Consider the following 15,005-nt stretch of genomic DNA (forward strand, 5'->3'; position numbering starts at 1 on the left):
GGTCGGAAGCGGCCGGGCGGGTGCCGGGGCGGCCGGGGTGCCGCTCGGCTCAGCCGAAGCGGGCGGCCAGCAACACCACGTCCTCGTCGCTGTCCGGGTCCTCCCAGCCCTGCGGCAGCACCGTCCGCAGCACGTGGTCGGCGATCGCCCCGGGGTCGGTCCGCACCGCCTGCGGTACGCCGGCCGCCGCCGCGTGCAGCAGGGCGAAGGCCCGGTCCATGGGCTCGCCGGTGCGCCGGAGCAACCCGTCGGTGAACAGCAGCACCGTTTCTCCTGGTGCGGGGCGCACCTCCACGCTCGGCGCCTCCCAGCAGGCCAGCATGCCCAGCGGGGCGGACAGCGAGGTCTCGACGTACTCGGTCCGTCGTTCGCCGACGAGCAGGGGCGGGCAGTGGCCGGCGCCGGCCAGGACGATCCGGCGCGCCGCGGGCTCGCAGTACGCGAAGAGCGCGGTCGCCCCGCGGGCCGGTTCGGTCAGCCGCAGCAGCAGCTCCAGGTCGGAGAGGACCGCCACCGGGTCCTCGCCCTCCATCACGGCGTAGGCGCGCAGCGAGGCCCGCAGTCGGCCCATCGCGGCGACCGCGCCGGGCCCCGATCCGCTGACCGCACCGACCGCGAGGCCGAGCGCTCCGTCCGGCAGGGGCAGCGCGTCGAACCAGTCCCCGCCGCCGCGCGGACCGCTGTGGTGGCGCACCGCGAGGTCCACGCCGGGCACCCGGGCCAACCGCTGCGGCAGCAGTTCTCCGACCAGGGTCGCGGCGGCGGAGCGGGCCCGTTCCAGTTCGAGCAGCCGGGCGAGGTGCTCGCCGGCCTGACGGACGTACAGCCCCGCCAAGTGGCGCTGGCGCTCGACCGGTTGGGCGGGCTCGTCGTACAACCACACCGCGGCGCCCAGACGTCCCATGGTCCGAGCGGTCAACGGCAGTGCGTAGCTGGCCGCGTAGCCGAGCCGGGCGGCGACCTCGCGGTGGCGCGGGTCCAGGCCGTCGTCGGCCAGCAGGTCGGGCCGGCTGATCTCGCGGTCACCGCCGGTGGAGTCCAGGATCAGGCCGTAGGAGGTCGAGCCCCGGGGGACCGTCTCGATGTGGCCGAGGTCGGCTCGGGCCAGGCCCCAGCCCACCGTGGTGTCGGGCCCCAGGCCGTCCGACGGTTCCAGGACGACCAGTCCGCGACGGGCGCCCACCAGGGCGGCCCCGGCGGCCAGCACCTCGTGCAGGGCCTCGGTCACGGTCGCCGTGCGCGTCAGCCGTTCGGTGAGTTCGTGCAGCGTGCTGAGGTCGAAGACCCAGCCGGCCAGCCGGTCCTGGAGGGCCGCGCCGGCCGGGGGGACCGCGCCCGCCGCGCCGGGGTGCGCCCCGTCCGCGACGGACGCGGGACCGGTGGGGTCGGCGGGGGTGCCGGTGTGCGGAGGTGCGGTGAGCGGGCCGAGGCCGAGTGGCGCGGCAGTGTGGGTGGGGGCCGGAACGGCAGAATCGATTCCGGCCACTTTCGGTGAGGGGGGTGTGGTCATGGAGTCCGATTCCCGGGGTGGTGCGTATTGCTGAATAGCATCGCAAACCCCCTGTCATTCCCGCGGTGCCGACAATGTCTCCACATCTACACGCAGTGGAGAGGGGATGTCCAGCATTGTCCTGCCGGTATCCCTGGTGTCCGTGAGGTATTCGAGGAAGGGTGAGGGCAAGTGAAGTTGGCAAAAAACAGACCATGGGAACGGCCTATTGCGGTCGACTGGCATTGTTCAACCGAGCGTCATAGCGGTTCTGATGGGTACGTAATCGGTGAAGGCCAGGAACGGTCCGGCGCACGGAGCCGTGACCCGGGAACCTGGCGGCGGAACCGGGCGTCATCACCAGCAGTGACCGTGCCCCATCCCCGTGGCACAAGCGGCGAGAGCAACGCGTGACGGCACAGACCCATGCCGCCGCCCACACCACGGCCATGCTCCAGACCGACGCGGCAGCGCAACGGCCGCACCCAAGGATCGGCCCCTCGGGGTGACCCCTGCCCGCCGGCGGGGTCAAGGCGCGCCCGTACGCGCACACGGCGAACAGCCGTCTCGTACGCACGGTTAACTGATCGACACGTACTGTGATGTGGTCTTCGGTGTTCAAGGAAAGGAACGAGCGCTCATGCGCGAGATCCTCGGAAGGCGACGAGGGCACCTGTTCAAGCACGACGACGGGCAGCCCGAAGTGATCGGCGCGGCCCTCACCTTCGCGACGCGATGGCGGTGGCCCGTGCTCCCGGGAGCGGGGGTCGGGCCGCGCGGCGCCGGCTGCTCCTGCCCGGAGCCGGAGTGCGCGGCGCCCGGGGCGCACCCCTTGGACCCCGGGCTGCTCGCCGCCACCACGGACGGGCGGATGGTGCGCTGGTGGTGGACCAACCGTCCCGCGGCGCCGGTGCTGCTGGCGACCGGCGGCGGCGCACCCTGCGCGGTGAGCCTGCCGGCCGCCGCGGCGGCGCGGGCCCTGTCGGCCCTCGACCGGACGGGCATCCGGCTGGGCCCGGTCATCGCCTCCCCGGACCGCTGGGCGCTGCTCGTCGCCCCGTACTCCCTGGAGCGGTTGGGGGAGTTGCTCTACGCGAAGGACCACGTTCCGGGCTCGCTCCGGTTCCACGGTGAGGGCGGCTACCTCGCCCTGCCGCCCTCGGGGACCGGCACGGGGCAGGTGCGGTGGGAGCGGGCGCCGCTGCCCGGCTCGGCCCGACCGTGGGTGCCGGACGTCGAGGCCGTCGTGGACGGGGTGGTGGACGCCCTGGTCCGGGCGGAGGTGAACGCCCCCGAGGCGTAGCCTGGCGGGACGGACGTGGTGGCGGCCCCGAGGGAACCCTCGGGGCCGCCACCACGTCCGGGGCGATGCGTGCCGTCCGTCGTGAACACGCTCCGTATCGACGGGTGCGCCGGCGTGCGGTGGGTGGACGCGGTGCGCGGCGGCGTGTGCCGGGCGCGGTCGGAAGCGGGGCGGCGCGTGCCCGGGGGGTCCGTGCCTCCGGGAACTCCGGATGTTTCGGGTCTCGTGGATCTGGCCGATTCCGAAGGTGGTGCGGCCGGGCCCGGGCCGCAGGGTGCCGGAGCGGGAGCGTCGCCCGCCCGGATGCGGTGAGCGGCGGTGCCGGGGGCGGTGGTTCGCTCAGCACCGGACGAACGGCCTTGACGTCACCGGACGGTGGGACCCGCCGTGATGCGCCCCGTACCGGTGTTCATGACAACTATGCCGGGCGGGAAGGCAGTTGGAGGTGCTGGTGGGAGAGGAGTCGGCTCCCGTGGCGCCCGTCGACGAGACGCGGACATGAGAGCGCCCGGTTGCTGGCGACGGGGGATGCACCAGCAACCGGGCTACCTGAACCGTAACAAGAGATCGCCGGTTCGCAAATTCGATGTCGCCTATTCGGACAGCGATTCCTGCCCCCGTGCGGGCAGTTGTGACAGGAGTCACCCCGTTCTCCTGCTGACTGGTCGGTCAGTGACCGGCATCCGCGGGAGTGCGCGCGCCGTGCGCCCGGCGCGGGGCGGCGCGGGTGGCGGCGGGGGCCGAGGGGGAACGACCGGAAGTCGCCCCCCGTCGCGACATGCGGTTCTAACTCAACGTGACCTGACGGTTGGTGAGGCCCCCGCGAGCCCGGCGCTCCCCGGCGTCCAGCGGGGCGTCCACGTCCAGCGCGGCGCGCAGCCGCTCGGCGAACGCGACCGCGGGCCCCTCGACGTCCCCGGCGGCGACCCCCCGGGGCAGGTCCCACACCGGGACCGTCAACCCGTGCGCCCGGAAGGACCCGACCAGCCGGGTGCCCTCGCCCAGCGAGGACTCCCCCGCGGCGTGCAGCCGGGCCAGCGCGTCGAGGAGCTGCTCCTCCGGATGCGGCATGACCCAGCGCAGGTGGTTCTTCTCCGGGGTCTCGCACCAGTACGCGGCCTCCACTCCGGTCAGTTTGACCGTGGGGATGGCGGCCTCGTTGGCGCGCTCCAGCGAGGCCGCGACGTCCGGGGCCGCGTTCTGCGCGTCCGGCACCCAGAACTCGAAGCCCGGGTGCACGACCGGCACGAAGGCGCCGTCCGGCGCGAGCAGGTCCTGGAGCCGCGGCCCGTCCGCGGGAACCCGGCGGCCCTGCACGGGGGAGCCCGGCGCCGTCTCCAGCGCCCGCAACAGGGTGTCGGCCAGGTCCCGGCTGAGGTCACCGGAGGAGATGTCGTTCTGGACGCCGAGCAGCACCGCGCCGTCGTCCCGGCGCAGTGCGGGCCAGGCCATCGGCAGCACCGTGGCCAGGGTCACCGAGGGCACGCCCTCGGGCAGGCCCTCCTTGAGCGTCAGCTCCACCGTGGCCGCCGGCACCAGTTCGCGCAGCGCCACCCAGTCGGCCTCGCCGGGCAGTCCCTCGAAGGGCCGCTGGACCAGCTCCGTCGCGGCCTGGGAGGCGGCCCGACCGTGGCACGCCTTGTACCGCCGCCCCGATCCGCAGGGGCAGGGCTCCCGGGCTCCGACGACGGGGACCTCCCGGTCGTCGACGCCTGCGGAGCGGGGTTTGGCCTTGGTCTGGGGGCGCTTCTTGGCCATGGTGCGTGTCTCCCGATCACGGCTGGTCTCGTAACCCCGCGAGCCTATCCGCTCCCCCCTGCGGCCCCGCCCCGGCGCCGCGCGCCCCCACCGGGGCCCGGCCGGGTCAGTCCAGGGGGTCGAAGGTGCCGAGGCGGTCCACCCGTTCCAGGGAGCCGAAGCGTTCGAAGACGTCGAGCGCATCGCGGTGCAGGGCCCCGTCGAAGTCCGGCTCGGCACCGGCGCTCCCGTCCCGCGGAGGTGCGGTGACGCGCGTAGCGAAACCGTCGTGCGGAGCCGCCGGCCGCACGCCGTCGCGCACCACGACCCAGACGGTCACCTCGCCGCGGGCGTCGTCGCGCACGCCCCAGTCGTCCGCGAGCGCCGTGATGATGTTGAGCCCGCGGCCCCCGTGGGCGGTGACCGAAGGCGTCGACGGCACGGGGCGGGTCGGGCCGCCGCCGTCGGTCACCTCGACCGTCAACCTGCCCGCCGCGTCGACCCGCCACGCGGCCCTGACCTCGCCGTCGCCCGCGAGGGCATCGCCCAGCGGCCGACCGTGCCGGCACGCGTTGCTCAACAGTTCCGAAAGGATCAGCACCGCGTCGTCGACGACCGTCTCCGGCACCCCGCCGCCGCGGAGCTGCGTCCGCATCCGGCGCCTCGCCGCTCCCACGCCCGCAGGGCCGTGGGGTACGGCCATGCTCGACGACGTGGGCACCTTCTGTGCCACCATCAACGCCACCCCCGAGACCTCCTTCGCCCCACGCCACGGTGTGGATGCCCCATTGGACTGGACCGGAAACCGACCCGCTCGGCTCCGATGACGCACTCCTGTGCGGGGAACACGGAGCGAACGCGCTGGCGCACACCCCGTGAGGAAGAGGGCCTCCCCGGCCGCCGGGCGCAGCGCTCCACGGGGGGCGTGCAGGGGGCTCGGCAGGAGCGCCTCAGCCGCCCCGGCCGAGCCGGGCGAGCACCTGTCGGGGGCGGTTGGTGATGATCGCGTCGACGCCGAGCCGGAGGCAGAGGTCCACGTCGGCGGGGTCGTCGACGGTCCACACGTGCACCCGGTGCCCGGCGCGCCGGAGCCTGGCCACGTACTCCGGGTGGTTGCGCACGATCCGCACGGACGGGCCGGCGATCCGCACGCCGCGCGGCAGCCGTCCCTCGCGCAGCCGGGGGGTGAGGAACTGGGCGAGGTACACCGTGGGCAGCGCGGGAGCGGCGGCCCGCACCCGGTGCAGCGAGCGGGCCGAGAAGCTCATGACCCGCACCGCGGACTCCTCCGGGCTCCGGGGGGCGTCCAGTCCGAACCGCCGGAGCTGTTCGAGGAGGCGCTCCTCGACCTGACCGGCCCAGCGGGTGGGGTGCTTGGTCTCGATGGCCAGCTCGACCCGGCGCGGGGCGTCGGTGACCAGTTCGAGCAGCCGTTCCAGGGTGAGGACGGAGGTGTCCGCCCGGTCCGGCGCGGCCTCCCAGTCCGGACTCTCCTCCCAGCCGGGGCCCTCGCGCCCCGCCGAGCTGCGCTTCCAGGAGCCGAAGTCGAGCGCGGCCAGCTCGGCGAGCTCCAGCGCGGACACCGCACCGCGACCGTTCGACGTACGGTTGACGCGACGGTCGTGCACGCAGACGAGGTGGCCGTCGGCGGTGAGGCGCACATCGCACTCCAGGGCGTCCGCGCCGTCCTCGACGGCCTTCCGGTAGGCGGCCAGGGTGTGTTCCGGCTCGTCCTCGGAGGCGCCCCGGTGGGCGACCACCTGGACGGACCGTGCCGGGGGCCGGGGTACGTGGGTCACCGCGTCATCGTGCCATCCGGAGGCCACCCGGGCGGGACCGACCGGTGATCTCGCCCGGCCGGGGGACCTCTCGTCGACGTGTCCAATATGTCTGGCATAAAGAATGTCATCGTACGCACAGGATCGGCTTATGGTGCCCTGATGCCCCATAGGAAAAGCTACGTGGGACCGCTTCCCTCGCAGACCGGGAACGGCCGTGGGCGGACGGGAGCGGACCGCCAGCGGATCAGGGCAGTGACGCCGGGACGTCAAGGCGTGGCCGACGAACCGTTGACCGACTCGTGGACCGAGGAGACAGAGCTGTGAGCACCGAGCACGAGGGCACACCGGTAACCCCGGAAGCCCCGGCCCACCGCGCCCCGTCCACCCCTGCCGCACCGACCGACGCGCCCGAGCCGGCGGCCGTCCCCGGTGGGGCGCCCACCGCGCAGCCGCCCCTCCCGGCCGCACCGCCGGCCGCACCGGCGTACGCCTCCTACCCGCCGCCGCAGCCGCCCGCGGCCCAGCCGGTCGGCGCACCGGAGGGACCGCCCTTCGCCGCGCCGGTCGCCCCCTCGCCGGTCTCCGAGCAGTGGCCACCGCCCGCCGTGCCCGCCTACACCGCGGCCGGCGGCGGGGGCTGGGGCTCCTCGTACCCCGCCCCCGAAGCCGGGACCCCCGGGAAGCCGCCCGGCCGCCGCCGGGGCGGCCTGGTCGCCGCGGTCGCCGCGGCGGCGCTCCTCGCCGGCGCCCTGGGCGGCGGACTCGGCTACCAGGCCGCCAAGAACAACGACGACTCCAGCAACTCCACGACGGTCGCCGCCTCCGACGGCCCGTCCGAGCTCAAGCGCGAACCCGGCACCGTGGCCGCGGTCGCCGCCACGGCCCTGCCCAGCGTCGTCACGATCGACGCCAAGGGCGGCGACGGCGAGGGCGGCACCGGAACGGGCTTCATCTACGACCGCCAGGGCCACATCCTCACCAACAACCACGTGGTGGCCTCCGCGGCCGACAACGGCGAGGTGTCCGCGACCTTCTCCAACGGCAGGAAGTACGCCGCGGAGGTCATCGGCCGGGCCCAGGGGTACGACGTCGCCGTCCTCAAGCTGAAGAACGCCCCGGGCGACCTCAAGCCGCTGCCGCTCGGCAACTCCGACAAGGTCGCCGTGGGCGACTCCACCATCGCCATCGGCGCCCCCTTCGGCCTCTCCAACACGGTCACCACCGGCATCGTCAGCGCCAAGGACCGCCCGGTCGCCTCCAGCGACGGAGGCAACAGCAAGGCCTCGTACATGAGCGCCCTGCAGACCGACGCCTCGATCAACCCCGGCAACTCCGGAGGCCCCCTCCTGGACGCCCGGGGAGCCGTCATCGGCGTCAACTCGGCGATCCAGTCCGCCGGGAGCGGCATGGGCGGCGCCGGACAGGCCGGCTCCATCGGCCTCGGTTTCGCGATCCCGATCAACCAGGCCACCAACGTCGCCCAGACCCTCATCAAGACCGGCCAGCCCGTGTACGCGGTGATCGGCGCCTCCGTCTCGCTGGAGGAGAACGGCGACGGGGCCACCATCACCCAGGAGGGCGCCGGCGGTTCGGACTCGGTGACCCCGGGCGGCCCGGCCGACAAGGCCGGACTCCAGGCGGGCGACGTCATCACCCAGCTCAACGACACGGTGATCGACAGCGGCCCCACCCTGATCGGCGAGATCTGGACCCACCAGCCGGGCGACACCGTCAAAATCACCTACGAGCGCGACAACAAGGAACGCACGGTCGACCTGGTCCTGGGTGAACGCAAGGGCGACAGCAGCTGACCCGATACCCTGGTCCCCGCGCCGCCCCCACGGGCGGTGCGGGGAGACGTGCCCGAGCGGCCGAAGGGAACGGTCTTGAAAACCGTCGTGGCAGCGATGTCACCGTGGGTTCAAATCCCACCGTCTCCGCAGAGGTAACAGACACGCAGGTCAGAAGGGGTGCCCCGGATCGGGGTACCCCTTCCGCGTGCTCGGGGTGTCTCACCCCGAGCCGCCCGTATCCCGGGGGTGACCAGGGCGTGCGGCCAACCTGCGGCCAGGGTCTACGGTCCTTCGACTTCCTCCTCCTGCTCTGCCAAACCCAGCTCGATCAGGCCGTTCATCCGCTCTTCCTCGCCGTCCAGGACCTTGGCGTAGTAGCGCTGGAGCACCGCCACGCTCTGCCCGGCCCGCCGGGCGGTCTCGGCGAGGCTCACCCCGGAACGGAGCCAGAACGACACACAGGCATGCCGCAGGTCGTACGGGATTGCAGCCAGGGGAGAGGCCACCTGCGAGGCGGTGAGCGCCTTCCGGCGGGCCTCCTTCCACACCGCCCCGTACTCCTGCGACCGGACGGGCCCGCCCCGGACCGCGCTGAACAGACGGCCCTCGGCCGTGGTGCCGGCCGTTTCGAGGTGGGCGCGCAGGATCGCGACCAGGACCGGCGGAATGGGTACCGGCCGGACGGCACGGCGGGCCCGGTGCTTGAGCTGCCGTTCTTCGTACGGCTTGCCGTCGTCGGTCCACGCGGACCCAACCTGCGGCCGGGCGCCGGCGAGCACAAGCCGACCCCAACCCTCCGCGGGCAGTTCGCACTGGTCAGCGCTGAGCATGGACACCTCTTCCGGCCGGAGCGCGGCGTAGTACATGCACGCGAAGAACGCGACCAGGTGGGCGCCGCGCGGACCCTGCGCGCGAACAGCGTCCAGCAGCCGTCGTGCCTGCGCGGGCGTGGCGACGCTGCGGGCGTCCAGCTCCTCCACCGCCTTGGGAGTCTCCCAGTGCACCCGGTGCAGGGGGTTGCCGGCCAACAACTCCTGCTCCACCGCGAGGCGCAGGCAGTTGCTCAACACCGCACGGCGACGCCGGAACGTGTTCGCCGCGGCCGCCTTGCCGTTCGTGAGCTTGGCCAGGTGCTCCAGCACCACGCGGACGCGCTTCGCGCTGTCCAGATCGACGACGGCCGGGGAGTTCCCCTCCACCCACGCCAGTGCCTTGGCCTCCGCTTCCGGGGGGTCCTGGCCATGCCGCCCCGCGTTGAACCCCCACTGGTAGAGCGCGCGGCGCAAGAGGTCTTCCGCCGGCCGTCCCTTCCCGTCCGGACACAGGGCCATCGTGGCGATGGCCAGACTCTCCGCGATGCTCGCGCGGTGCTTCGCCGCCGCGGTCGGCCACTTCCGCGCGGCGTGCGCACGGGCGTGGGCGTACCAACTCGTGCGGTTCCGCTCACGCACCTCCGAGACGGGCAGCCCGGTCTCCGTGTCGAACGGCTCCCCCTTGCGGGCCGCGGTCAGCAATTCGGCACGGCGGGCGTCCGCGAGCGTCTTGGTCGCGAACTTCTCCTGGTACTCCTGCCCGTGGACCAGCCAGCGCAGTTGGAACGGGGCAGCCTTGCTGGAACGCTTCCGGACGTTCCAAATGCGCACGTCATAGCTGTGCATTGTGCTCCTCGCAGAGAGGGGGCCCGCCATATGGCGGGCCCCCTCGGGTCGGTGAACAGTCAGGCGGCGTCGGTGATCTCGTTGCTCTCCCACCAGGCGTCGAGGTCGGAGCGGCGGCAGCGGAGGTGCCCGTTCGGCAGCTTGATGAGCTTGGGGGCCTTGCCGCGGGCGCGCATGCGGTAGAAGGCAGCGCGGCTCATCTCGATCTCTTCGAGGACTTCGGGGAGTTTGAGCATCCTGGGGTTGGCCACGTGGTTCTCCCGATGAGTTGTGATAGGCGAGAGCTGGATGGCTCCGGCTTTCACCTGGAGAGTCCGCAACATCCGCCACGCCGCAACATCGCAGGTCAGGGGCGTGTGGTTGTGGCGGATAGCGGTTGTGTTGCGGATAGGTGCCGCCGCGCGGGGGCGCGGTGGCACCTGGTGGATGTGGGTGAGGTCAGCCGACGCTGGGCAGGGCCCGTGTGTCGGTTTCCGTGGACGTGTGGCGGCTGTCAGGAAGGGTTTCCGCCACGTATTCACCGACGCTGACCTGCGATGTTGCGGTTGTGGCGGACGTTGCGGGTTCTCCGGGGGGAGGGGGGCAGTAGCGGGCCCAGGCGTCGCTGAGGTCGTCCGCGTAGTAGCCCTTGGGGGTGGTGCTGCCGACGCGGATGCCTCGGGGTTTGATCGGGGTGTTGTCGGGGCGGACGTACTGGCTCAGGAACTTGGACAGGGCGCGGGCGGTGAGCGGCCTGGCGGTTTGTCCGTCGTCGCTGAGGTCGGACCACGGGGCGTCGTCGAGTTGGAGGAGCACTTCGAGAATGGCGGCGGTGGGCATGCGGTCGACGCCGCAGAACACCCGGTCGCGGAGGTCGGTGAGGAGCTTCACCCCGAGGGACGCCTGATTGCCGTCGGAGGCGGCCTTGATGAGGGCGACGCAGGCGGCGCGGGCTCGCTCTGGCCAGTCACCCCCGGCCGCGTCCGCGACGGCGAGCAGGGGTTCCCACACGTCCGCGGGACGGTCGGTGACCCCGTCGGGCATCTCCGGCCACGCCTGCGCGATGTGGTCGTGGATGGTCGCGGTCCACTCCGCGAGTCGGTCCCGCAGCACGTGCCCCTGCTTCTCGTGGACACGGCGGCGGTAGGGCTCGCACGTCTCGTTCGGGGCCTTCTTCCGCATACGGATGATCACCGACCGGGTCAGGATCGTGTCCGGCAGCGAACCCAGTCCGGCCATAGCCACCGCGCAGAACGAGCCGAACCAACCCGGCTTCTGCTCCGAGCCCTCCCCGACACAGCGCAGGGACTTCGCCCCACGCCGGTAACCGGAGTTCAGGAACCCCCGGACCTCCTCGTTCCCGCCTGCCTTCGGCCCGAACACAGTGTCGATCTCATCGAACAGCAACGTCGGCGGGCCCTCGTCGGCTGCCGCCAGCCGGAACAGCGCGTTCGCGGACGCGTTCACCGTCGCCACCGCCCTCGGGGTCAGCGTCTCGATGATCTCCAGCGCACGGGACTTGCCCGATCCCGGCTCGGGGCTTAGGAACGCGATCCGGGCGGTGCCGTCCAACGCATCGATCAGGTGCGCGTGCGCGTCCCACAAGGCAACCGCAACGTAGGCGTGCTCGGTCGGGAAGACGTTGAACCGGCGGTGGAACGCCTCGACCTCGGCGAGCAGGGCGGCGCCGTCGATGGGCTCGGGCATGCGGGTGTTCCTCCGGGCGGGAGCGTGGTTGGCCGGGTGCGGGTCGGAGCCAGAGCTAGAAGGGACGCCTTCGGCGACGACCTCCCCGGCGCCCACGGCGCCCGAGGGCGATGCCGGTTCGGCGGGTGCGGGTCGGTCCGCGGTGAGGGTGGGGCTTTTCAAGGGCGGGGGTTCGGGGGTGGTCATGCGACGGCCTGCCGGGGGCGGGCGGTGCGGATGGACCAGTCGAGGGCGCTGCGGATCGTGGACCGGCACTCGGACGCGGTGAGTCCCGCCGCTTCCCCCGCCGCTTGAAAAGCCTCTTCGGCCACGTGCCGGGGGATGTCCCCGCATGCGACGAACCGTCCCACCGCCCTCACGGACGCGAGCAACCGCGTGTTCCTTCCGCCTTCCTGGGCGGAGCGGACGGCGGCGGTCTCCCGTTCCAGGGCCACTTCGGCGACACGGCGCCCGTTCCCCAGCGCGGCCACCGCGGCCGGAGCCGGGTTCGAGGTGCGGGGGGTGGTGAGGGTGGTGTGGAGCCAGTCGGGCAGTGGCGCGGGAGGTCGGCTGTCGAGGAGTTCGTAGGTGCCGGCCGGGGTGGTGGAGCCGGGGGCGACGACGTACCCGCCCCACCCACGGGTGTCGATCCGTGGCCCGAGCTTCCCGGCGGTGTTGCGGAGTCGGGCGCCGGTGGGTTGGGTGAAGTACAGGTGGGTTCCGCCGCGTGCGGTCCGGACGCGGTGGGTGAGGGGGACGGCGTGTCCGGCGCGCTCGCAGAGCGCCTCGAAGGTGGTGACGCCGTCAGGCGTTCCCTTCTCGTCTGTCGCCTTGACCGTGTCGAGGTCGACGACGAGTAGCCCGGCCGGGCCGGTGGCCAGTCCCACGTTGTAGGGGGCGTGGGTCCACGCGGCGGTGATCAGGTCGGGATCGGTGGTGGCGCGCTGCTCGGGGGTGCGATGCCCGGTCGCGCACCGGCCGGTGCGGGGGCAGGACCGTTCGGGGTGCCCGGCGGGCCGCTTGTCACGAGGGCGGAGCGGGAAGACGGGCCAGCCGCGCCCGGCGGCGGCGATGGCGTGGGCGAGCAGGCCCAGGCCCGGCAGATCGATCGACGGCAACCCGCCGATCTCTCCCCCGGAAGGGGGCTGATGGGTCATGCTGGAGACCTCCAACAGGTCTGTAGTGGGCTGGTTGGGTTGAGGGCGGCCCCGGTTCTTGGCGGATGGGGGCCGCCCGTCTTGCATCAGCGGTGGTTGATGGTGCCGTTGGCATGGGCGGCTGGAGACGGGGCGGAGCGCCTGTCACTTGCCTGTCACCTGTGCCTGTTCTCGGCCTGTCACTGTCACCTGTCTGTCACCTGTAATCCGCAGGTCACAGGGGGGTTTGTGGGCTGTGGGGTGGTGATGGTCGGGGTGTTCGGGTCGGGTGACAGGTGGGGGTGGGGTCAGGTGTCGGTGTGGTGTTGGCGGTGGACGTAGCGGGCTTTGCTGCCTTCGCCGACGCGGGTGATCTCACCGGTTTCGGCCCACTCCTTCAGCCATCGTTGGATGACCGGGCGGCGGGTGCCGAAGGTGTCCTTGAGGGCGCGTTCCATCGCGGAGGCTCCGGTGCCGGTGGGGCCGGCGTCGATGAGGAGTCGGAGGGCGGCTTCGCGTGCGTCGGGCTTGTTGAGGTCCCGGTTGGTGGTCCAGGTGGTGGGGTCGGACCAGTCAGCGCCGGGGTCCGGCGGTGTGCTGCTGTCGGGGCCGGTGTCGCGGGTGGCGGAGGGGAGTTGGAAGAGGGCTTCGAGTTCGTCCGCGTCGGGGGTGTCCACGGTCGGGGTGGGGCGGGGTTCGTCCCATCCGGCGGTGGCCTTCCAACGTGGTTCGGACGGTCCCGCGGTGGCGGCCGGGCCGGGGCCGGCGGCGATGGTGCTGGTGTGGGGCCAGAGGTGGCCGCAGCGGTCCGGAGTCCAGCGGTTGGTGTAGTCGGGGCCGGCCGCGGTGGCGGACGGGGCGTCCAGTGCGGGACGGCGGAGGGCGGTCGTGGTGCTGACGGTCTCGATGCCGGAGGGGGTGATGCGCCACTGCTGGGCGGTCTTGGGCTGCTTGCCCTCGGTACCGACGAGCATCGACCCCGGCCCGGAGAAGCTGTTCTCCGCCGAGAGGGCCCGCCACCCGAAGACGTGCCCCAGCTCGGCGTCCTCGGTCGCTCCGGTGCAGACTCGGTTGGAGGCCATCTTCCGCACCATCGGGTCCGGCAGGACGTCCTGGGTGACGCGGAGCACGGACACCACGGCACGGATGGCCATGGCCCGGGCGATCCGGATGACCTCGCAGATGCCGGCCATCACGGCGCGGGCCTCGCGGGTGGCGGACACCTCGGCCCCCTCGTCCACCACGATCACGATCTCCGGGACGTCGGGGGAGACGGGGAGCTTGTCGTCGTCCTCGGCGCGCATGTGCTGCTGGTAGGTGACCTTGCGGGCCTTCGCGATCCGCACCGCCGCTTCCAGCATCAGCGTCGCTTCGGCGGGGGTGGACGCCAACCAGTCGACCCCCGGGACCGGGACCGCCGCGGCGGCGACGGGGTCGCCGCTGGTCTGGGCCTGGTGCCAGGCATGGAGCCAGGGGAGACCGAGGGAGCCGCCGTTGAGGTCGATGACCCAGACCAGGGTGTCGTTGGTCTGGGTCAGGCGGGCGATCAGGGTGTGGAGCCAGTTCGTCTTCCCGGTGCCGGTCGCCCCGGTGACGATGGTGGACGCCTGCCGCATGTCCAGCTCGGAACGTCCCCCGTCCGAGAGCAGCGCGATGGGAGCGGGGTTGTTGACCGTGGTCGTCTCCCCGATCTCATCGACGGGGAAGGGAAGCTCACGGCCCTGGTAGGACTGGGTGGCCACCTCGATCAGCACTCGGCGGCGCGACACCCCCGGGAGGACCTGGAGTCCGCATCCGTCGGGTAGGTCGAGGTCGGAGGCCAGGGCGTCGGCCCGGTCCGCGATGGCCCGCCGGGTCGTGCCGCCCTCGGGGAGTTCGACCTCGACGGTGTAGCCCATGCCGGACGGCCAGTGCTCGATGCCGGGGATCGAGACGTTCTCGACGCGGCAGACACGGGCGATCCGCTCGATCCACTCGACGGCCAGCGCCCGCCGGGTCCCGATGGACAGCAGCGTCCGCCGCCGTGCCTGCTCGGTCTCCTCGTGTGCGGCGAACCCGGCGGCGAGGGTGCCCGCGGTGATGCCCCCCACGGTCAGGGCCCCGAGCGCGGCCAGCGACACCGGTCCACTGGTGCCCAGCGCCCATGCCGACCAGGTCCCGGCCGCCGTCCAGCACCCGGCCCGGAACGTGAGCGTGGCAGTGGTCAACCGGCGGCGCAGACCGGTCGTGGCCGTGCCCACGGCCCCGGCCGCCCCGGCGGCGAGGGCCCACCCTGCGGGCATGCCGCCGCTGTGCGCGAGCGCCGTCGTGACCAGGGTGCCGGCGGTGGCGTTCAGGGTGCCGGTCAGCAGGCCGTGACCCGCCTTCCAGTCCACCCGTGTCCCAGAGTTCTTGCTACTCACGTGACCTCTCCTCGCAGAAGGGGAAGGGCCGGTCCCCGCGG

The 15,005-nt window shown here is 72.9% G+C and carries 11 protein-coding genes and 1 tRNA gene; 3 read left to right on the forward strand and 9 right to left on the reverse strand.

All coding sequences use genetic code 11. The features are described 5' to 3' along the window. Nucleotides 1-49 precede the first annotated feature (49 nt). Nucleotides 50-1,510, reverse strand: a complete 1,461-nt coding sequence (locus tag ACSMX9_RS14535) for a PP2C family protein-serine/threonine phosphatase (protein WP_445402724.1) — start codon at nt 1,508-1,510, stop codon at nt 50-52. Between the two features lie 619 nt (nt 1,511-2,129). On the opposite strand from ACSMX9_RS14535, the gene ACSMX9_RS14540 reads away from it, so the two are divergent. Further along, nucleotides 2,130-2,792, forward strand: coding sequence for a bifunctional DNA primase/polymerase (locus ACSMX9_RS14540; RefSeq protein WP_445402725.1), 663 nt, complete (start codon nt 2,130-2,132; stop codon nt 2,790-2,792). A gap of 786 nt (nt 2,793-3,578) precedes the next feature. Here the strand turns inward: ACSMX9_RS14540 and ACSMX9_RS14545 are convergent. The 3 genes from ACSMX9_RS14545 to ACSMX9_RS14555 all read right to left on the reverse strand — a co-directional run bounded on the left by ACSMX9_RS14545 (nt 3,579) and on the right by ACSMX9_RS14555 (nt 6,328). Then, nucleotides 3,579-4,550, reverse strand: coding sequence for a DUF5926 family protein (locus ACSMX9_RS14545; protein WP_445402726.1), 972 nt, complete (start codon nt 4,548-4,550; stop codon nt 3,579-3,581). Nucleotides 4,551-4,656: 106 nt separating this feature from the next. After that, the gene (locus ACSMX9_RS14550) at nt 4,657-5,361 is read right to left on the reverse strand and encodes an ATP-binding protein (protein WP_445402727.1); all 705 of its coding nucleotides are present in this window, start codon (nt 5,359-5,361) and stop codon (nt 4,657-4,659) included. 118 nt (nt 5,362-5,479) lie between these two features. Further along, nucleotides 5,480-6,328 carry a glycerophosphodiester phosphodiesterase gene (locus ACSMX9_RS14555; protein ID WP_445402728.1) on the reverse strand — a complete coding sequence of 283 codons (849 nt, stop codon included), beginning with the start codon at nt 6,326-6,328 and terminating at the stop codon, nt 5,480-5,482. A gap of 302 nt (nt 6,329-6,630) precedes the next feature. Here ACSMX9_RS14555 and ACSMX9_RS14560 point away from each other — a divergent pair, with 302 nt between their 5' ends. Both ACSMX9_RS14560 and ACSMX9_RS14565 read left to right on the forward strand, forming a co-directional pair. Beyond that, nucleotides 6,631-8,121 (forward strand): trypsin-like peptidase domain-containing protein, encoded by a 1,491-nt coding sequence (locus ACSMX9_RS14560; protein ID WP_445402729.1) that lies wholly within the window; start codon nt 6,631-6,633, stop codon nt 8,119-8,121. 42 nt (nt 8,122-8,163) lie between these two features. Next, nucleotides 8,164-8,250 (forward strand) — tRNA-Ser (locus ACSMX9_RS14565). Nucleotides 8,251-8,384: 134 nt separating this feature from the next. Here ACSMX9_RS14565 and ACSMX9_RS14570 read toward each other — a convergent pair. From ACSMX9_RS14570 to ACSMX9_RS14590, 5 genes are all read right to left on the reverse strand, one after another. Continuing rightward, a complete protein-coding gene (locus ACSMX9_RS14570; RefSeq protein ID WP_445402730.1) occupies nt 8,385-9,746 on the reverse strand; it encodes a tyrosine-type recombinase/integrase in 1,362 nt (453 codons plus the stop codon). 74 nt (nt 9,747-9,820) lie between these two features. Further along, the gene (locus ACSMX9_RS14575; RefSeq protein WP_445402731.1) at nt 9,821-10,012 is read right to left on the reverse strand and encodes a helix-turn-helix transcriptional regulator; all 192 of its coding nucleotides are present in this window, start codon (nt 10,010-10,012) and stop codon (nt 9,821-9,823) included. A 187-nt stretch (nt 10,013-10,199) separates the two neighbouring features. Next, complete coding sequence (locus tag ACSMX9_RS14580; protein WP_445402732.1) at nt 10,200-11,447, reverse strand: DUF3631 domain-containing protein; 1,248 nt, start codon at nt 11,445-11,447, stop codon at nt 10,200-10,202. A gap of 182 nt (nt 11,448-11,629) precedes the next feature. Then, nucleotides 11,630-12,583: a bifunctional DNA primase/polymerase gene (locus ACSMX9_RS14585; protein WP_445402733.1), complete on the reverse strand. Its 954-nt coding sequence runs from the start codon at nt 12,581-12,583 to the stop codon at nt 11,630-11,632. A 287-nt stretch (nt 12,584-12,870) separates the two neighbouring features. Continuing rightward, nucleotides 12,871-14,964, reverse strand: coding sequence for a hypothetical protein (locus ACSMX9_RS14590; RefSeq protein ID WP_445402734.1), 2,094 nt, complete (start codon nt 14,962-14,964; stop codon nt 12,871-12,873). Between the last annotated feature and the right edge of the window lie 41 nt (nt 14,965-15,005).

The organism is Streptomyces sp. LE64 (assembly GCF_052606915.1).